The 18,182-nt window shown below is 71.5% G+C and carries 14 protein-coding genes; 8 read left to right on the top strand and 6 right to left on the bottom strand.

Going from position 1 to position 18,182, the window contains the following annotated elements; genetic code table 11:
- Both ACNJ93_RS29200 and ACNJ93_RS29205 read left to right on the top strand, forming a co-directional pair.
- Positions 1–1,947: a fumarate reductase/succinate dehydrogenase flavoprotein subunit gene (locus tag ACNJ93_RS29200; RefSeq protein ID WP_418960453.1), complete on the top strand. Its 1,947-nt coding sequence runs from the start codon at positions 1–3 to the stop codon at positions 1,945–1,947.
- Entirely contained in the window at positions 1,944–2,690 is a 747-nt protein-coding gene (locus ACNJ93_RS29205; RefSeq protein ID WP_418960454.1) for a succinate dehydrogenase/fumarate reductase iron-sulfur subunit, read from the top strand. Before ACNJ93_RS29200 ends, ACNJ93_RS29205 begins: the two co-directional genes overlap by 4 nt.
- Before the next feature lie 4 nt (positions 2,691–2,694).
- On the opposite strand, the gene ACNJ93_RS29210 is transcribed toward ACNJ93_RS29205, so the two are convergent.
- Positions 2,695–3,711: an MBL fold metallo-hydrolase gene (locus ACNJ93_RS29210; protein ID WP_418960455.1), complete on the bottom strand. Its 1,017-nt coding sequence runs from the start codon at positions 3,709–3,711 to the stop codon at positions 2,695–2,697.
- A gap of 84 nt (positions 3,712–3,795) precedes the next feature.
- Entirely contained in the window at positions 3,796–4,638 is an 843-nt protein-coding gene (locus ACNJ93_RS29215) for a serine hydrolase (protein WP_418961568.1), read from the bottom strand.
- A gap of 114 nt (positions 4,639–4,752) precedes the next feature.
- Here ACNJ93_RS29215 and ACNJ93_RS29220 point away from each other — a divergent pair, with 114 nt between their 5' ends.
- Entirely contained in the window at positions 4,753–5,697 is a 945-nt protein-coding gene (locus ACNJ93_RS29220; protein ID WP_418961569.1) for a LysR family transcriptional regulator, read from the top strand.
- Between the two features lie 31 nt (positions 5,698–5,728).
- Here the strand turns inward: ACNJ93_RS29220 and ACNJ93_RS29225 are convergent, their stop codons facing one another.
- Complete coding sequence (locus ACNJ93_RS29225; protein WP_418960456.1) at positions 5,729–6,673, bottom strand: SMP-30/gluconolactonase/LRE family protein; 945 nt, start codon at positions 6,671–6,673, stop codon at positions 5,729–5,731.
- A gap of 175 nt (positions 6,674–6,848) precedes the next feature.
- Entirely contained in the window at positions 6,849–7,898 is a 1,050-nt protein-coding gene (locus ACNJ93_RS29230; protein WP_418960457.1) for an aldo/keto reductase, read from the bottom strand.
- A gap of 115 nt (positions 7,899–8,013) precedes the next feature.
- Between ACNJ93_RS29230 and ACNJ93_RS29235 the strand changes: the two genes are divergently transcribed.
- On the top strand, positions 8,014–8,433 hold the full coding sequence (locus ACNJ93_RS29235) for a MerR family transcriptional regulator (RefSeq protein WP_418960458.1): 420 nt from the start codon (positions 8,014–8,016) through the stop codon (positions 8,431–8,433).
- A gap of 403 nt (positions 8,434–8,836) precedes the next feature.
- On the top strand, positions 8,837–10,792 hold the full coding sequence (locus tag ACNJ93_RS29240) for an amino acid transporter (RefSeq protein WP_418961570.1): 1,956 nt from the start codon (positions 8,837–8,839) through the stop codon (positions 10,790–10,792).
- A 321-nt stretch (positions 10,793–11,113) separates the two neighbouring features.
- On the opposite strand, the gene ACNJ93_RS29245 is transcribed toward ACNJ93_RS29240, so the two are convergent.
- Together ACNJ93_RS29245 and ACNJ93_RS29250 are read right to left on the bottom strand one after the other, a co-directional pair.
- Entirely contained in the window at positions 11,114–13,669 is a 2,556-nt protein-coding gene (locus ACNJ93_RS29245) for a GH32 C-terminal domain-containing protein (protein WP_418960459.1), read from the bottom strand.
- A gap of 215 nt (positions 13,670–13,884) precedes the next feature.
- Positions 13,885–14,856: a carbohydrate kinase family protein gene (locus ACNJ93_RS29250; RefSeq protein ID WP_418960460.1), complete on the bottom strand. Its 972-nt coding sequence runs from the start codon at positions 14,854–14,856 to the stop codon at positions 13,885–13,887.
- Between the two features lie 317 nt (positions 14,857–15,173).
- Here ACNJ93_RS29250 and ACNJ93_RS29255 point away from each other — a divergent pair, with 317 nt between their 5' ends.
- From ACNJ93_RS29255 to ACNJ93_RS29265, 3 genes are all read left to right on the top strand, one after another.
- Positions 15,174–16,190: a sugar ABC transporter substrate-binding protein gene (locus ACNJ93_RS29255; protein ID WP_418960461.1), complete on the top strand. Its 1,017-nt coding sequence runs from the start codon at positions 15,174–15,176 to the stop codon at positions 16,188–16,190.
- Between the two features lie 70 nt (positions 16,191–16,260).
- Complete coding sequence (locus ACNJ93_RS29260; protein WP_418960462.1) at positions 16,261–17,256, top strand: ABC transporter permease; 996 nt, start codon at positions 16,261–16,263, stop codon at positions 17,254–17,256.
- Positions 17,253–18,086: an ATP-binding cassette domain-containing protein gene (locus ACNJ93_RS29265; protein WP_418960463.1), complete on the top strand. Its 834-nt coding sequence runs from the start codon at positions 17,253–17,255 to the stop codon at positions 18,084–18,086. Before ACNJ93_RS29260 ends, ACNJ93_RS29265 begins: the two co-directional genes overlap by 4 nt.
- The last annotated feature ends 96 nt before the right edge of the window (positions 18,087–18,182 follow it).

Here is an 18,182-nt window from a genome sequence, read left to right on the forward strand (position 1 = left end):
ATGAGCTTCCTCGACTACACCACCGGCGCACCCGTCGCCGACACCGCCGCCCCCGACGGACCCATCGCCGAACGCTGGGACACCCGCCGCTTCCGGGCCAAGCTGGTCAACCCCGCCAACCGGCGCAAGCACACCGTGATCGTCGTCGGCACCGGCCTCGCCGGCGGCTCCGCCGGCGCCACCCTCGCCGAACAGGGCTACCGCGTCGTCCAGTTCTGCTACCAGGACTCCCCGCGCCGCGCCCACTCCATCGCCGCGCAGGGCGGCATCAACGCCGCGAAGAACTACCGCAACGACGGCGACTCCGTCCACCGCCTCTTCTACGACACCGTCAAGGGCGGCGACTTCCGCGCCCGCGAGTCCAACGTGCACCGCCTCGCCCAGATCTCCGTCGAGATCATCGACCAGTGCGTCGCCCAGGGCGTCCCCTTCGCCCGCGAGTACGGCGGACTGCTCGACACCCGCTCCTTCGGCGGCGTCCAGGTCTCCCGCACCTTCTACGCCCGCGGGCAGACGGGCCAGCAGCTGCTGCTCGGCGCGTACCAGGCGCTCAGCCGCCAGATCGCCGCCGGCAACGTCGAACTGCACCCGCGCACCGAGATGCTGGACCTGATCGTCGTCGACGGCCGCGCCCGCGGCATCGTCGCCCGCGACCTGATCACCGGCCGGATCTCCACCCACTTCGCGGACGCCGTGGTGCTGGCCAGCGGCGGCTACGGCAACGTCTTCTACCTGTCGACGAACGCCATGAACTCCAACGCCACCGCCGTGTGGCGGGCGCACCGCCGCGGCGCGTACTTCGCCAACCCCTGCTTCACCCAGATCCACCCCACCTGCATCCCGCGCACCGGCGACCACCAGTCCAAGCTCACCCTGATGAGCGAGTCGCTGCGCAACGACGGCCGCATCTGGGTGCCCAAGGCGCAGGGCGACACGCGTCCGCCGAACGAGATCCCCGAGGACGAGCGCGACTACTACCTGGAGCGCATCTACCCCTCCTTCGGCAACCTCGTGCCCCGCGACATCGCCTCCCGCGCCGCGAAGAACGTCTGCGACGAGGGCCGCGGCGTCGGCCCCGGCGGCCAGGGCGTGTACCTGGACTTCGCCGACGCGATCCGGCGCATGGGCCGGGACAAGGTCGAGGAGAAGTACGGCAACCTCTTCGACATGTACGCGCGGATCACCGCGGAGAACCCGTACGAGACGCCCATGCGGATCTACCCGGCCGTCCACTACACGATGGGCGGACTGTGGGTCGACTACGACCTCCAGACCACGGTGCCGGGCCTGTTCGCGATCGGCGAGGCCAACTTCTCCGACCACGGCGCCAACCGGCTCGGGGCCTCCGCGCTCATGCAGGGCCTCGCCGACGGCTACTTCGTCCTGCCGTCGACCATCAACGACTACCTGGCGCGGCACCCGCAGGCCGAGCCCCTCACCGACGAGCACCCCGTCGTCCGCGAGGCGTTGGCGGAGACCGAGGACCGGCTGAACCTTCTCCTCGCCGTCGACGGAGACCGCACCCCCGACTCCTTCCACCGCGAACTCGGCGAACTCATGTGGGACCACTGCGGCATGGCCCGCACCGACGAGGGCCTGCGCAAGGCGCTCGCCCGGATCCCGGAGATCCGCGCGGAGTTCTGGCGCCGCATCAAGGTCCCGGGGACCGGCGAGGAGTTCAACCAGTCGCTGGAGAAGGCCAACCGCATCGTCGACTACCTGGAGCTCGCCGAGCTGATGTGCCTCGACGCGCTGCACCGCGAGGAGTCCTGCGGCGGCCACTTCCGCGAGGAGTCCCAGACCCCGGACGGCGAGGCCGCCCGCAACGACGAGGAGTTCGCGTACGCCGCCGCCTGGGAGTTCTCCGGCACCGGCGAGGCGCCCGTCCTGCACCGCGAGACCCTGACCTTCGAGTACGTCCACCCCACCCAGCGGAGCTACGCATGAGGCTCAACCTGCGCGTCTGGCGGCAGAAGAACGCCGGCGCCGACGGCGCGATGACCACCTACGAGGTGGACGGCATCTCCCCGGACATGTCCTTCCTGGAGATGCTCGACACCCTCAACGAGGAGCTGATCCTCAAGGGCGAGGACCCCGTCGCCTTCGACCACGACTGCCGCGAGGGCATCTGCGGCGCCTGCAGCCTCGTCATCAACGGCGACGCCCACGGCCCCGAGCGGACCACCACCTGCCAGCTCCACATGCGGTCCTTCCGCGACGGCGACACCATCGACGTCGAACCCTGGCGGGCGGCCGCCTTCCCGGTCGTCAAGGACCTGGTCGTCGACCGCTCCGCCTTCGACCGGATCATCCAGGCCGGCGGCTACATCAGCGCCCCGACCGGCTCCGCGCCCGAGGCCCACGCCACCCCGGTGCCCAAGGCCGACGCCGACGCGGCGTTCGAGCACGCCGAGTGCATCGGCTGCGGCGCCTGCGTCGCCGCCTGCCCCAACGGCTCGGCGATGCTGTTCACCTCCGCCAAGGTCAACCACCTCAACGTGCTGCCCCAGGGCGCTCCCGAGCGGGAGACCCGGGTCCTCGACATGGTCGCCCGGATGGACGCCGAGGGCTTCGGCGGCTGCACCCTGACCGGGGAATGCGCCACGGCCTGCCCGAAGGGCATCCCGCTCCCGTCCATCGCCGCGATGAACAAGGAGTGGCTGCGCGCCCGGCGCACGGCCCGCCGGTGACGGCTCAGGCGGGGGACACCGGCCGCAGGTCCGCCCCGTACAGCGTCGTGTAGTCCGGGACGACCACCCGGGACGTGGGACTGCAGCGTCGGACCTCGGCGACGAAACCGTCCAGGTCCATCCCCGAGTCGCGCAGCGGCGCCCCGGTCAGCGGCCGCTCGAAGTGGTCCCAGTGCACCGGGACCACGGTCGCGGGCCTGCCGAGCGCGCCGAGGAGTCGCGGGACGTAGCGGTACGTGGCCTTGCTGGACTGCACCGCTCCCATCAGGACGTCCGGCCGCAGCCCGGCCGCCGCCCGCTCGTCGAAGTCGCTCGCCCCCATGAGGAACATCGACGGCCCGCCCGCCACCGACAGCTGGAACGCCAGCGTGTCGCCCTCCGGCAGGTCCGAGATCGTCCGCGGGGCGGGCGACGGCGGCGCGTTCAGGGTGCCCGGGGCGAAGTACGACCACTTGGCGTTGCGGCTGTGCCGACTGGGCACGACCTCGACCGTGAAACCGTCGAAGTCCAGCACCTCGCCGCCCTTGACGACGCTGATCTGCGCCTTGTCGACGCCGAGGGAGCGCAGCACGTGGTACGTCGTCTCCGTCCCGACGATCCGCGCGCCGGTGGACTTCGCGAGGTAGGGAACGTCGTTGACGTGGTCCCAGTGGGTGTGGCTGACGAGGATCAGCTCCGGCCGCCCCGCGTGGCGGGCCACCAGCTCCTCGTCGCAGGTCAGCTCCGTGGCCGGATCGAACGTCCCCTGCGGATCGAACAGCCCGGTCGGGAAACGGGTGATGTACGGGTCGAAGAGCACCCCGCGCCCGCGGACGTCGATGCGCCAGCCGGAGGTGCCGAGCCACCGCAGCGTCGCGCTGTCCGCCGGTACGCGTGCTCCCGCGCGGCCGTCGCCCCGTTCCGCGGCCGTCGCCTGCGCGGCGGCGGGCAGCAGGGGCACGGCGGCTCCGACGGCGGCGCCGCGCAGCAGCGTCCGGCGGACGAACGAGCGTGCTTCAGTGGTCCTTTCGAATTCACTCATGGCAGGCAGAAGATCAGCTCGGAGCCGTGCCCGTCCAAGACCGAAGCCGTCCCCGATCGATACCGCAAGGTGTATGACACCAGGTCAGCCCGCGTGGCGCGGGGACGAGGCACGCAGCAGATCCACGGCCGTCCGGGCGGCCGTGCCGATCGCCACGTCCGTCCGGGTGGCGTTCGCCACCGGCTCGGGCGTACGGGCGAACACCGCGACCGCGTACCGGCCGCCGTCCGCGTACTCGGCCACCCCCGCCTCGTTGTGCAACCCGGGCAGCGTGCCCGTCTTCGCGGAGACCCGCACGCCGTCCCCGAACCCCGCCGCCAGGCGGTGCCGGAACACCTGACGCGCCATCAGCGCCCTTACCTGGGCGCATGCCTGCGGGGGACCGGCCTCGTCGCGCCAGATCATCCGCAGCAGCCGCGTCGTCTCCCGGGGCGTGCTCGCGTTCGTCCGGGCCGGGTCGAAGACGCCGAGCGCGGCGACCTCGGCCGGGGTCAGCGTGGGGAACAGGGCCGCGAACTCCCGCTCGTCGCCCGCCCCCACCTCCGCGAGCATCGACTCCAGCAGCTGCCGGGGCCCGCCGACGATCCGGGTGCGCACCAGCCCCAGCTCCTCCGCCAGCAGGTTCAGGGTGTCCACCCCCACCCGCTCCAGCAGGAGATCCGCGGCCGTGTTGTCGCTCACCGACATCGCGAAATGCGCGAGGTCGCGCAGCGACATCTCCACGTCGTCCAGACAGCCCGCCGTGCCCCAGCCGCCGAGCCGGTACCCGGCGGTGACCCGTACCCGCTCCCGCGGATCGAGCTGACCGGCCGCCGCCTGGCGGGCGAACTCCAGCACCAGCAGCACCTTGAACACCGAGGCGAGCACGACCGGTTCGTCGGCGCCCACCCCCGCCTCCGCACCGGAGTCGACGTCCACCGCGTGCATCACGCCCTGGGCCCCCGCCGCCGCGAACAACGCGGTGAGCCTCTCCCCACCCTCCACCTCGAACCCCCGCTCCCCTCTCCCGCCGCCGTCGCCTACTGTCGTCCCGTGGATCTCCTGCGCCACCTGCGTATTTTCCTCGCCGTCGCCGACGAGATGAATTTCGGGCGGGCGGCCGAGCGGCTCGGCATGGCCCAGCCGCCCCTCAGCCGCGCCGTCCGCAGACTGGAGGAGGACCTCGGCGCGGAACTCTTCGACCGCTCGCGGCGCCAGATCCGCCTCACCCCGGCCGGCACGGTCCTCCTCGACGAGGCGCGCGACCTGCTGGCCCGCGAGGACCGCACCCGGGCCCTGGTACGACGGGCCCGGGACGGCGACCTCGGCACCCTGCGCGCCGGAGTACCGCCGGACACCTCCGCCGCGACGCTCGGCGCGCTGCTCGCCGCGTGCGCGGAGCGGGCGCCGGCCCTGCGGGTGGACCTCCAGGAGGTCACGACGGACGAGCAGCTGCGCCTGCTGGTGTCCGGCGGGCTCGACGTCGGCCTCCTGCACGCCCCCGTCGACGCCACCGACCTCGTCCTCGGTCCCGAGGCGGGCGTCGCCCTCGGCGTCGTCCTGCCCCGGACCTCACCCCTCGCCCGGCTCCCCGAGGTCGCCCTCGCCGAGCTCACGGGCCACGACCTGGTGCTCTTCCCGCGCTCCGCCGCGCCCGGCTGGTACGACAGGACGCTCGACATCTGCCGCGCGGCGGGCTTCGTCCCCGCCCGGGTGCGCCACGCCCGCAACCCCGAGTTCCTCATCGGCCTGGTCACCGCGGGCCACGGAGTGGCCTTCGACCAGGGCCAGGTGGCCCGCAAGGAACCCAGGGTCGCCTGGCGTCCCCTGGCCGGCCGCCCCCTCACCCAGCGCGTCCAGACGGCCTGGCCCCGCCAGTCGCCCCACCCGGCCGCGCCGCTGTTCGCCGCCGTCGCGTCGGACGTCCTTGCCCGCGACCGCACGACGGCGGCACCGAGGGACGACGACACCGAGGCGCCCCGGCCCTGGTCGGTCGTCTTCGGCTGACCAGGGGCGTTGGAGAGCACGTGGGTGCCGGTTACCGCCGGGGCCGCCGGCCCGGTCCGGCCGGGTGCGTGCCGGTGACGCCCATGACCACCGAGTAGAGGCTGGTCTCGGCGGTGATGAAGAGGCGGTTGCGCTTGGGGCCGCCCCAGGAGATGTTGGCGACCGTCTCCGGGACGTCGAGCCGGCCGATCAGGGTGCCGTCGGGGTCGTAGCAGTGCACGCCGTCGGCCATCGCGGCGGCCCAGAGCCGGCCGCCGTCGTCGAAGCGGAGGTTGTCGAAGCGGGCGTTCTCCCGCGCCCCGGCCTCGGCGAAGACCTTGCCGTCGGACAGGGTGCCGTCGTCGCGGACGTCGAACACCCGGATGAAGCCCGCGCGGGTGTCGGAGACGAACAACTGCCGTTCGTCGGGCGAGAAGACCAGCCCGTTCGGCGCGCCGAAGCAGTCCGCGACCAGCCGTACGTCACCGGTGGCGGGGTCGATGCGGTAGACGTTGTTGGCGCCGATCTCGCTCTCGGCGCGGTGCCCCTCGTAGTCGCTGGTGATGCCGAAGTCCGGGTCGGAGAACCAGATCGAGCCGTCGGACTTCACGGTCGCGTCGTTCGGGCTGTTCAGGCGCTTGCCCTGCCAGCGGTCGGCCAACACCGTGACCGTGCCGTCGTGTTCGGTCCGGGTCACCCGGCGGTTGCCCTGCTCGCAGGTGATCAGCCGGCCCTCGCGGTCGAGGGTGTTGCCGTTGGTGTGTCCGGCCGAGCGGCGGAAGACGCCGACCGCGCCGGTCTCCTCGTCCCACCGCAGCATCCGGTCGTTGGGGATGTCGCTCCACACCACCTGGCGCCAGGCCGGCACGTAGATCGGGCCCTCGGCCCAACGGCAGCCGCTGTAGAGGACTTCGAGTGCGCTGTCGCCGTTCATGCACCGTCCGGTACGGAACCGGTCGTCCAGCATCTCGTACAGCCCCGGGCGCTCGCCGCTCATGGAGTCCACTCCTCGTCCAACCATCCGGTACGCCGAATATGAATCGGCCTCAGTCGCATGGTGCAGGATGAAGTACTGCCGTGAACAGCGAATGCCGGATGGAGAGTTGTGGATCACATCGACCGGGCGCTGCCGGCCCGGCTCCGGCAGGACCCGGGCCCGCAGGCCCGGTCGCTCAGGCCGCGGCGCGGTCGGCGAGGGGCCGGCGGCGCAGGGCGGTGTCGGTCAGGGAGCGGGGAGGGAACGCGGCGGTGGGGTGGTAACGGTTCACGCCGGGCGGCACGATCGCGTCGATCCGGTCGAGGGCCGCGTCGTCCAGGGTGAGGGCGGCGCCCTTGAGCAGGTCCTCCAGCTGCGCCATCGTCCGCGGGCCGATGATCGCCGACGTCACGGCGGGGTGGGTCACGGTGAAGGCCACGGCGAGCTGCGGCAGGGTGCAGCCGAGGTCCTCCGCCAGTTCGACGAGCTGCTCGACGGCGTCGAGCTTGGCGGCGTTCTCCGCGAGCGCGGGATCGAAGAACGCCGGCCGGAGCGCCGCCCGGCCCGTCGCCATGTCGACGGGCCGGCCCTTCCGGTGCCTGCCGGTCAGGAAGCCGAAGGCCAGCGGACTCCAGACCAGCACCCCCATCCCGTACCGCTCGCAGACGGGCAGGAGCGAGGTCTCGACCCCACGGGCCAGGATCGAGTAGGGCGGCTGCGCGGTACGGAAGCGTCCGAGGGCGCGCCGCTCGGAGACGTGGTGCGCCTCGACGATGTCCTCGACCGGGAAGTTCGAGCAGCCGAAGGCGCGGATCTTGCCCTGGCGCACCAGGTCGCTGAGCACCGAGAGCGTCTCCTCGATGTCCGTCGCCGGGTCGGGAAGGTGCACCTGGTAGAGGTCGATCCACTCCGTGCCCAGCCGCCGCAGGCTGTCCTCGACCGCCTTCAGGATCCAACGCCGCGAGTTGCCGCTGCGGTTGCGGCCCTCACCCATCCGGAAGTGCACCTTCGTCGCGAGCACGACGTCGTCACGGCGCCCCCGCAGCGCCTTGCCGACGATCTCCTCGGACTCGCCCTGCCCGTACATGTCGGCGGTGTCGACGAAGTTGACGCCCTGGTCGAGGGCGGCGTGAATGATGCGGACGCAGTCGTCGTGGTCGGAGTTGCAGCCGTCCTGGAACATCATGGTCCCGAGACAGTGGACGCTGACCTCGATACCGGTCCTGCCGAGCGTGCGATAGCGCATCGTCGTACTCCTTCTGCTGGTTCGACCGATGACGCGGGCCGGCACGGGCGCCGACCGCACGAGGCACCCTAGGAACTGGAGTCGGCTCTAGATCAAGCCCGTTACCCTGACCGGCATGGCCGATACCACCGCGAGTCTGAGCATCGGACAGGTCGTCGAGCGCACCGGTCTGAGCGTGCACACCCTGCGCTTCTACGAGCGCGAGGGCCTCTTCCTGAACGCGGTGCGACGCGGACCCGGCGGGCGCCGCGTCTACAGCGAGGACGACGTGGACTGGCTGACCGTCTGCATCATCCTCCGCGCCTCGGGCATGCCCCTCCCCGCGCTGCGCCGCTACACCGACCTCGTCCGGGACGGTGCGGGCAACGAGCGGGAACGCCTCGCGCTCATGCGCGAACACCACGCGCGCGTCACCGCCGAGATCGGCCGGCTCACGCAGTCACTGGACCTGATCGCGCACAAGGTCGCGGTGTACGAGGACCTGATCGACCAGGACCCGGCCACCGTCCGCCCGTGCCACGCGCCCGCCGACTGACCGACGGGCCGCACTGACCGACGGGCCGCACTGACCGACGGGCTGCACTCCGAGGCCGTTGCCGGGTCCGGGGCCCTGCTAGGAACGCATCAAGATTTCCGGCGGCCGGAATGAGCGGAGAGGCCGGGCCGAGCGCCCGCGACACACCGCGTCGGCGGCCTTTTGGCTACCGTTTTGTCCGTTCCCTTGCTGTCTGTTGCGGTTCGAAGGTCCGCTCGGGGTGGCGGGGGAGTACCGGAAAGTGACGTCCACGAGGCATCGGGAGCCCGTTATGCCCGATGTGGCCCTTGCCGGTCGCGGGCGCATACTCGGTGATCGTTGTGGGCGCTGAACGAGTCGTCGTCGGCGGCCAGGGATGGCGAGGAAGGTTGACAGGGCCGTGACGGAACGGGACGAGCCGGCGATGCCGGAGGTGGTGGACAGCCCTACCCTGCGCGCGGAGCCGTCCGGGCGGCTGGCCCAGTGGCTGCTGCGGCACCGGGTGCAGCCGGTGGGGCCGGCGGCCGGCGAGGGGCACGCCGTACCGCACGCCTGGTGGAAGGTGATGTGCCTGACCGGAGTGGACTACTTCTCCAGCCTGGCCTACGTCCCGGCGATCGCCGCACTGGCGGCCGGTGCGGTCTCCCCGCTGGCGACGCTGCTGATCGTGGCCCTGACGCTGCTGGGGATGCTGCCGATGTACCGGCGGGTGGCGAAAGAGAGCCCGCACGGGGCCGGCTCGGTGGCGATGCTGGAGGACCTGCTCCCGTTCTGGTGGGGCAAGCTGTTCGTGCTGATCCTGCTCGGCTTCGTCGCCACCTCGTGGATCATCACCATCACCCTGTCCACCGCGGACGCCTCTGTCCACGTGGTGGAGAACCCCTTCTTCCCCGCCGCACTGCACGGCCACGAAGTGGCGCTCACCGTGGCGCTGCTCCTGGTCCTCGGCGGGGTGTTCCTGCTCGGCTTCAGCGAAGCGGTGAGCGTGGCCATCCCGCTCGTCGCGGTGTTCCTCGCCCTCAACGCCGTCGTCATCGGCGTCGGCCTGGCCCACGTGGTCACGACCCCCGCCGCCTGGTCGGCCTGGACCGACGCCCTCACCTCCACCGGCGGCTTCGGTGACTTGATGGGCCCGGCGCTCCTGGCCTTCCCGCTGCTGGTGCTGGGCCTGTCCGGGTTCGAGACCGGTGTGAGCATGATGCCCCTCGTCGCGGCGGAAGGCGCCGACGCGGAGCAGCGGCTGCGCGCACGGATCCGCAACACCCGCAAGCTGCTGACCGCCGCGGCCCTCATCATGAGCGTCTACCTGCTCTCGGCGAGCTTCGTCACCACCGTCCTCATCCCGCAGGAGCAGTTCGAGCCGGGTGGCGCCGCCAACGGACGCGCCCTGGCGTGGGTGGCGCACGAACACGTCGGAGAGGCGTTCGGCACCGTCTACGACATCAGCACCATTCTCATCCTGTGGTTCGCCGGGGCCTCCGCCATGGCCGGACTGGTCAACATCGTGCCCCGCTACCTGCCCGACTACGGCATGGCGCCCGAATGGGGGCGCGCCCTGCGGCCCGTCGTCATCGTGTACACCGCCCTGTGCGTCGTCATCACGATCGCCTTCGACGCCGACGTCGACGCCCAGGCCGGCGCCTACGCCACCGGCATCCTCGCCATGATGGTCTCCGGCGCCTTCGCCGTCACCGTCTCCGCGGCCCGCCACCGGCGGCGCGCCACCACGGTCGGCTTCGCCCTGCTCACCGCGGTCCTGCTGTACGCCCTGATCGCCAACATCGTCGACAAGCCCGACGGCATCGTCATCTCGGCCTTCTTCATCGCCGGCATCATCGTCGTGTCGCTGATCTCCCGCGTCTCCCGCACCACCGAGCTGCGCGCCGACCGCATCGTCTTCGACAGCGAGGCCCGCCGGTTCATCGACGACACCCTCGCCCACGACAACGCCATCAACGTCATCGCCAACCGCCGCCAGGCGGGCGACGTCGGGGAGTACAGCGCCAAGGAACGCGAACAGCGCGGCGTCAACCCGGTGCCCGGCGCCGCCGACGTCCTCTTCCTCGAGATCGACGTCGTCGACCCCTCCGACTTCAGCGACACCCTCACCGTCCACGGCGTCGACGTGGACGGATACCGCGTCCTGCGCGCCTCCGCGCCGGCCGCGCCCAACGCCATCGCCGCGATCCTGCTGGCCCTGCGGGACGCCACCGGTGTCCAGCCGCACTGCTACTTCGCCTGGGCCGAAGGCAGCCCGCTCGTGCACATGGTCCGGTACTTCCTCCTGGGCCGCGGTGACACCGCGCCGGTCACCCGCGAGATCATCCGCAGCCACGAACCCGACCCCGCCCGCCGCCCCGGCATCCACGTCGGCGGCTGACGACCCCGCCGCATGCGCACGCGGCGTCTCGCCGAAAGCACGATCAGGCGCCTTGACCTCAAGCAAGATCGAGGTTCTAGCGTGTCGCCCACGTGATCGTCCGACGACGGGAAACACGCATGATCCTCGTGACCGGAGCCACCGGCAACATAGGCAGCGCCCTGCTCAAGGAGGCTGAGGGTGCGCGACACGGTTCCCCGGGTCACCGGAACGCCGGCCCGCCCGTTCCGTCAGTGGGCGTCGGAGAACGCGGACGCCTTCCGCTGAACCCGGTCGGTCGTGGTACGGCGAACCGGGTCGGTCGTGGTGCGGCGAACCCGGTCAGTCGTGGTACGACCGCATCTGCCAGACCCTGGCGCTGTCCAGGCGGGCGGTGCCGCCCTCGGCGAAGAGGCGGATGCCGTCGCTGTCGGGGCTGGGGAAGATCTGGTCCGTGATCACGGCCTCCCCGTCGCCGCCGAACACCTCGACCGAGGACCGGTCGACCAGGATCCGGAGCTCGACCTTGCCGTTCCTCGCCGTCAGGGGTGCGCGCTGGACGCCGGGGAAGTCGCCGTGGAAGTCGACCGCGCCCGAGCGGGTCCGGTCGACGTACAGCTCCTGCGTCAGCTTGTCGTAGCCGATGACGGTCTCCTGGCCCTCGCCCGTGCGGACCGTGAATCCGAAGCGTTCGGCGTCGGCGAGGGTGAAGGTGGCCCGGATGTCGAGCGCCGTGCCGTCGGCCCGGCCCGCCGCCAGCGGCACGGAGCCTTCCGCGATCCTGAGGTCGTGGACGCCGACCGAGGGGCCGCGGAGCGACTCCACGGTGGACACGGGCCGCTGCGTGAGCCGGATCCGGCCGTTCACGGTGCGCAGCGCCATCTCGCGCGGGATGCTCTGCGCGCCGCGCCACGGGGAGGTCGGAACGGCGTTGCCGTACTGCCAGTTGTTCATCCAGCCGATCATGTGGCGCTTGCCGTCCGGGGCGTTCTCCCAGGAGACGGCGGCGTAGTAGTCCTTGCCGTGGTCGACCCAGTCGGCCCGCCGGACGGCCGGGACGGCCGGCCGGTCGGCGGCGACGAAGTGGTCGGCCATGACGTGGCCCCAGCCGGCCCGGTTCATGTCGACGATCTGGACGGTGGCCTGCTTGCCCTGATGGGGGCGGAGGTCGAAGGACGCCCAGTCCAGGTGTCCGCTGTCGGCGCCGGTCGCGCTGGCGACGACCTTCCCGTCGACGAGGAGGTTGACAGCGGTCTCCGTCGAGCGGGGTTGTCCGGGGGTGTCGGACAGCATGACCTGGTCCAGCAGGATGTGCCCCCAGCCACCGGTGTTCTCGTCGACGACCTCGATGCGCGCGGTCCGGCCGGCGAGGTCGCCGAGATCCCAGGAGACCCAGTTGAGCTGTTCGGAGTCGGTGCCGGTGGCGCTCCGGACGATCCGTCCGTCGACGATTAGCCGGACGGCGGTGGGCGCTTCGGCCCCCGAGGGGTGGTTGCCGCCTCCGACAAGGAAGTTGAGGTGCTTCGCGGTGATCGTGAACTCGGGTGAGGTGAGGGTGCCGGTGGTGGCGTCGCCGCCCAGGAAGGTGTTCACGAGGCCGCCGCCCTCGTGTCCGGACACCTCGTGCTGCCCGGGGAGGGTGCCGGACGCGGGCCCGTCGCCGAACGCGGTGCCCGTGGTCGTCCAGGAGCCGTAGCCGTCCTGCTCGAAGTCGGCGAGGACCTCTCCCGCGGGGGCGGGCGCGTCACCCATGACGGAGCCGGGGACGTGCGGGTGCCGGCCGCCGCCCACCTTGAAGTTGAGATACGGGCTGGTCACGGTGAACGGCGGCGAGGTGAGGGTGCCGGTCTCGTGGTCGCCGGTGTGGAAACTGTCGACGAGTCCCCGGCCCTCAACGCCGCTCATGCCCGACGTCCCGGGCGCGGGGACCGGGACGGGGCCTGAGCCGAAGGCGGTGCCGGTCGTCCGCCAGGTGCCGTAGTCGGTCCCCTCGAAGTCCTGCACCACCACACCGGGCGGCGGTGTGTACGAGCCGTCGTCGTCGGGAGTGAAACGCTTGCCGTCGAAGTCGCCCACGAAGTACTGGGCGGCCGAACCTCCCGCGATTCCCCCCGGGTTGATGTTGACGACGAGCACCCACTTGACGCGCCCGGGGACGCCGTCGACGGGCAGGGGGAAGAGGTCCGGGCACTCCCAGACGCCGCCCACCGCGTTCTGCGGGCCGAAGTCGCTGAGATGGGTCCAGTTCTTGAGGTCCTTGGAGGAGTAGAACCGGACCTTGTGCTCGGTGGAGAGCGAGACCGTCATCAGCCAGCTCTTGGTGGGCGCGTACCACTGGACCTTGGGGTCGCGGAACTCGGTCGACCCGATGTCGAGTACGGGGTTGCCCGCGTACTTGGTCCACGTACGGCCGCGGTCGGTGCTGTACGCCAGGGACTGGGCCTGCTTGCCGCCGTCCTTGAAGTGGCTGGTGTAGACGGCCACCATCGCAGGGTTCTCCGCGGTGCCGAACCCCGTGGTGTTGCCGTGGTCGACGACGGCGCTGCCGGAGAAGACCATCTCCTCGTCGTCGTGCGGGAGGGCGAGGGGGAGTTCCTGCCAGTGCACCAGGTCCTTGCTGACGGCGTGACCCCAGGACATGTCGCCCCAGGTGTTGCCGTTGGGGTTGTACTGGTAGAAGAGGTGGTACTCGCCCTTGAACCAGACGAGCCCGTTGGGGTCGTTCATCCAGTTCTTCGCGGGGCTGAAGTGGAACTGGGGGCGGTACGTCTCCGAGTACGGCCGGCCGGCCTCGGCCGCCGCCGGCGGGGCGACGGAGGCGACGGCGAGCGCGCAGGTCGCGGCCGCTGCGGCGGCGAGGCGGAGGGGGACACGGCGGCGTGCGGGGACTCTGCTCATGGTTTCTCCTGGCACGGGTGGGATGCGCGGTGCCGGGCGGTGGGGGCGCCCCGGGAAGGGAGTGTCAACGATGACATGTGACAGCGATGACATCCGCTGGGGAGTGATGATGGGCGGGCTTCGGGCGGTGCGTCAATGGGCCGGGCCGGGTTCGTCGGGCCGGGCGGTTCTGCGACGGTTCAGCCGCCGGTGCAGCGGGCGGTTCAGTCGGCGGTTCAGCCGGCGGTGAGTCCGGCCGTCGGTTCGGGAAGCCGCAGTCGGTCCGCCCACGGCGGGTTCGGCCCGACGACGCCGCAGGTCAGCGCCGCCACCCGGGCGGCGAAGGCACAGGCGTCGAAGACGTCGCCGATCCGAAGGTCCGTCAGCCGTCCGCCGAGGAACCCCTTGGCGCCGAGGTGGTGCAGGAGGCCGGCGGTGAAGGAGTCGCCCGCGCCGACGGTGTCGACCACGTCGGTCGGAGGCGTCGGCACGAACACCCGCTCGCCGTGCAGCGAGGCGACCGCGCCGCGCTCGCCGCGGGTGATCACCACGAGGGGGACGCCCGCCGCGTGCCAGGCGTCGCAGGCGCGCTCGACCGTGTACGCGGGCAGCAGCAGCTCCAGGTCCTCCTCGCTCAGCCGGAGGACGTCCGCGAGCGCGCACCAGCGCGGCAGGCGCTCCCGGTAGACCTCCGGCGTGACGAGCAGGGGCCGGACGTTCGGGTCGAGGGAGACCGTGGCCGTGGCGGAGGCGCGGGCGAGGAACTCCTCCACGACCGTGCCGCCGGGCTCGCGCACCAGCGCGAGGGAGCCGGAGTGCAGGCAGGCCGTGGAGGCCAGGTCCGCCCCGGAGAGTTCGTCCGCCGTCCACTGCCAGTCCGCGGTGCCCTGGGCGTGGAAGGAGTACGCCGCCCGGCCCTGGGCGTCGAGTTCGGCGACGGCCAGCGTGCTGGGTTCGGCCGCGCGTACGGCGGCCGAGAGGTCGACGCCCGAGGCCTCCAGGTGGCCGCGGAACAGGCGGCCGAAGACGTCGTCGGACAGCCGCCCCAGGAAGCGGGCGGGGGTGCCCAGCCGGGCGAGCGCCACGGCCGTGTTCGCCGGACCGCCGCCCGGCAGGACCCGCAGGGCGAGTTCGTCCTGGGCGGGTGCGGGGACGGTGAAGGCGTCCGCGACGCATTCTCCGAGGACGGTGACCAGAGGCAGGCGCATGACTCGTTCTCTCCAGGCGGGCAGCGCGAGAAGGCTGCGGGGGCGCGGGACTTGAGCACGCTCACGGAGGAGCGCGGCTCTCGTTTGTGAGGCGGTGCGGGCGGTGTTGCCGTTCTGTGACGGCGCCAAGGCATTGACGTTTCCGGGTGACGGAGTTCATCATCCTCCGCAAGCGGTGTCAACGATGACATCGGTCAACGATGACACCGCCCCGCAAGCGTTCCGACGACAGCAGTTCCCCCTGCCGCCGCCCCTTCGGTCCACGCGACCGTTCCGCTCGTTCAGCCCCCTTCAGCATCGTCCAGCAGGAGATCAGCATGCTTCGCAGAAACCGCGCCCTCCGCGCCTCCTCCGCCGGCCTCACCGCTCTCGCCGCCGTCTCGGCGCTGACCCTGACGGCCTGCGGCGCCGGCGCGCAGGGCGGATCCGGAGGCGGCGGAACCAAGGTCGGGCTGATCACCAAGACCGACACCAACCCGTTCTTCGTCAAGATGAAGGAGGGAGCCGAGCGGGCCGCGAAGGAGAACGGCGTCGAACTCGTCAGCGCGGCCGGGAAGTTCGACGGCGACAACGCGGGCCAGGTCACCGCGGTCGAGAACATGGTCAACTCCGGCGTGAAGGGCATCCTCATCACGCCCAACGACTCCAAGGCCATCGTCCCCGCCCTCGAGAAGGCACGTGCCAAGGGCGTCCTCGTCATCGCGCTCGACAGCCCGACCGAACCACAGGACGCCACCGACGCCCTCTTCGCCACCGACAACGTGAAGGCGGGCGAGCTCATCGGCCGGTACGCCAAGGCGGCCATGGCCGGCAAGGAGGCGAAGATCGCCACCCTGGACCTCGCGCCCGGCGTCGCGGTGGGCGTGCAGCGCCACCAGGGCTTCCTGAAGGGCTTCGGCGTCGCGGAGGGCGACCCGTCGATCGTGTGCATGCAGGACACCGGCGGCGACCAGGCCAAGGGCCAGACGGCGATGGAGAACTGCCTCCAGAAGTCCCCGGACATCAACGTCGTCTACACGATCAACGAACCGGCCGCACTGGGCGCCCACACCGCGCTGAAGGCGAAGGGCCTGGAGAAGAAGGTGCTGGTCGTCTCCGTCGACGGCGGCTGCACCGGCACGAAGGCCGTGAAGGAAGGCAAGATCGCGGCGACCTCGCAGCAGTACCCGCTCGAGATGGCCTCCCAGGGCGTCAAGGCGGTCGCCGACTTCGCCAAGGGCGGCAAGAAGGCCTCCGGCTACACCGACACCGGCGTCACCCTCATCACCGACACGGCCCCGGCGGGCGTCGAGGCCGAGAACACCGCGTACGGCCTGGAGAAGTGCTGGGGCTGAGCCCCGGCACCCGGGGCCACGCCGACGCCCCCCGCACCGCCGACCGCCCACCCACCCGGCAAGGACCGCCATGACAGCCACCACCCTCCCCTACGACCAGCTGAAAGGGCCGACCACGGTCCGCCGGCTGCTCACCACGCCCACCACGGGTCCGCTCGTCGCCCTGCTGCTGGCCTGCGTGTTCTTCTCCCTGACGACCGAGCAGTTCCTCACCGGAGGCAACTTCTCGCTGATCGTCCAGCAGGTCATGGTCGTGGGCACGCTGGCCATCGGTCAGACCCTGATCATCCTCACCGCCGGCATCGACCTCTCCTGCGGCGCCGTCATGGCGTTCGGCAGCATCGTCATCGCCAAGACGGCCGCCGAGGGCGGCCTGCCCCCGCTGGTCGCGATCGCGCTCGGCCTCGCCGTCTGCGCGTGCTTCGGCCTGGTCAACGGCCTGCTGGTGCAGCTGATCCCGCTGCCGCCGTTCATCGTCACCCTCGGCATGCTCAATGTGGCGTTCGCCCTGACCCACATCTACTCCGCCGAGCAGACGGTCACCAACCTCCCCGGGCCGCTCACCGCGCTCGGCGAGACGTTCCCGCTCGGCAACACCGACATCACGTACGGCTCGATCGTCACCATCGCCCTGTTCCTGCTCTTCGCCTACGCGCTCAGCAGCACCTCCTGGGGCCGGCACGTGTACGCCCTCGGCAACAGCCCCGAGGCCGCCCGCCTCAACGGCATCCGCACCTCCCGGCTGACGATCGGCATCTACACCCTGGCCGGGCTCGTCTACGGCATCGCCGCCCTGCTCCTGGTCTCCCGCACCGGCGTCGGCGACCCGCAGGCCGGGCAGACCGACAACCTGGACAGCATCACCGCCGTCGTCCTGGGCGGCACCAGCCTCTTCGGCGGCCGGGGCGCCGTCCTCGGCACCTTCATCGGCGTCCTCATCGTCGGTGTGTTCCGCAACGGCCTCCAGCTGATGGGCGTCGCCTCCATCTACCAGACCCTGATCACCGGCGTGCTGGTGGTCCTGGCCGTGACCGTCGACCAGATCTCCCGGAGGAAGGCACGATGACAAACGCCGATGTCACACCCGTGCTCCAGGCCCGCGGCCTGGTCAAGCGGTACGGCCACGTCACCGCCATCGACGGCGCCGACTTCGACCTGATGCCCGGCGAGGTCCTGGCCGTCATCGGCGACAACGGCGCCGGAAAGACGAGCCTGATCAAGGCCCTCACCGGCGCGATCACCCCCGACGAGGGCGAGATCCGGCTGAACGGCGAACCCATCAGGTTCTCCGGGCCGCAGAGCGCCCGGCAGCACGGCATCGAGACCGTCTACCAGGACCTGGCAGTCGCCGCCTCCATGGACATCGCCTCCAACATGTTCCTCGGGCGCGAGCTGCGCCGGCCGGGCTTCCTCGGCGGCGCGCTGCGGATGCTCGACAAGAAGCGCATGCGCCAGGAGGCGGCGGCCCACATGGCCGACCTCAAGATCGGACTCCGGTCGCTGACACAGCCGGTGGAGACGCTCTCCGGCGGTCAGCGGCAGGCCGTGGCGGTCGCGCGGGCCGTCGCCTGGGCCACGAGCGTCGTGGTGATGGACGAGCCCACCGCCGCGCTGGGCGTCAAGGAGTCGGGGCAGGTCCTGGACCTGATCCGCCGGGTCCGCGACAAGGGCATGCCGGTGGTCCTGATCAGTCACAACATGCCGCACGTCTTCGAGATCGCCGACCGCATCCACATCCACCGGCTCGGCCGTCGCGAAGCGCTGATCAAACCGTCCGACCACTCCATGGCGGAAGTCGTCGCCATCATGACGGGGGCGCTCAGGGTGAGCGACGAGGGAGGTACGGTCGTTGCCGACGCGGATGCCGCCCAGGCGGCAGGCGTGTCCGCCCACTGAGTCGCCGCGGGGGCGACGCCGCGCCGGCCGCACGGCCGCCGCGTCAGTCAGCACAGCGGGCCCGGCCCCCGGCCTCCGGCAGGGGGCCGGGCCGGC

The sequence above is a fragment of the Streptomyces tritici genome (assembly GCF_048500665.1).
Taxonomy (GTDB): Bacteria; Actinomycetota; Actinomycetes; order Streptomycetales; family Streptomycetaceae; genus Streptomyces; species Streptomyces tritici.

What these genes read in the sequence shown, in the direction of transcription:
- ACNJ93_RS29200 (WP_418960453.1), top strand. Translation starts at nt 1, where the DNA reads ATGAGCTTCCTCGACTACACCACCGGCGCACCCGTCGCCGACACCGCC.
- ACNJ93_RS29205 (WP_418960454.1), top strand. Translation starts at nt 1,944, where the DNA reads ATGAGGCTCAACCTGCGCGTCTGGCGGCAGAAGAACGCCGGCGCCGAC.
- ACNJ93_RS29210 (WP_418960455.1), bottom strand. Translation starts at nt 3,711, where the DNA reads ATGAGTGAATTCGAAAGGACCACTGAAGCACGCTCGTTCGTCCGCCGG.
- ACNJ93_RS29215 (WP_418961568.1), bottom strand. Translation starts at nt 4,638, where the DNA reads ATGCACGCGGTGGACGTCGACTCCGGTGCGGAGGCGGGGGTGGGCGCC.
- ACNJ93_RS29225 (WP_418960456.1), bottom strand. Translation starts at nt 6,673, where the DNA reads ATGAGCGGCGAGCGCCCGGGGCTGTACGAGATGCTGGACGACCGGTTC.
- ACNJ93_RS29230 (WP_418960457.1), bottom strand. Translation starts at nt 7,898, where the DNA reads ATGCGCTATCGCACGCTCGGCAGGACCGGTATCGAGGTCAGCGTCCAC.
- ACNJ93_RS29235 (WP_418960458.1), top strand. Translation starts at nt 8,014, where the DNA reads ATGGCCGATACCACCGCGAGTCTGAGCATCGGACAGGTCGTCGAGCGC.
- ACNJ93_RS29240 (WP_418961570.1), top strand. Translation starts at nt 8,837, where the DNA reads ATGCCGGAGGTGGTGGACAGCCCTACCCTGCGCGCGGAGCCGTCCGGG.
- ACNJ93_RS29245 (WP_418960459.1), bottom strand. Translation starts at nt 13,669, where the DNA reads ATGAGCAGAGTCCCCGCACGCCGCCGTGTCCCCCTCCGCCTCGCCGCC.
- ACNJ93_RS29250 (WP_418960460.1), bottom strand. Translation starts at nt 14,856, where the DNA reads ATGCGCCTGCCTCTGGTCACCGTCCTCGGAGAATGCGTCGCGGACGCC.
- ACNJ93_RS29255 (WP_418960461.1), top strand. Translation starts at nt 15,174, where the DNA reads ATGCTTCGCAGAAACCGCGCCCTCCGCGCCTCCTCCGCCGGCCTCACC.
- ACNJ93_RS29260 (WP_418960462.1), top strand. Translation starts at nt 16,261, where the DNA reads ATGACAGCCACCACCCTCCCCTACGACCAGCTGAAAGGGCCGACCACG.
- ACNJ93_RS29265 (WP_418960463.1), top strand. Translation starts at nt 17,253, where the DNA reads ATGACAAACGCCGATGTCACACCCGTGCTCCAGGCCCGCGGCCTGGTC.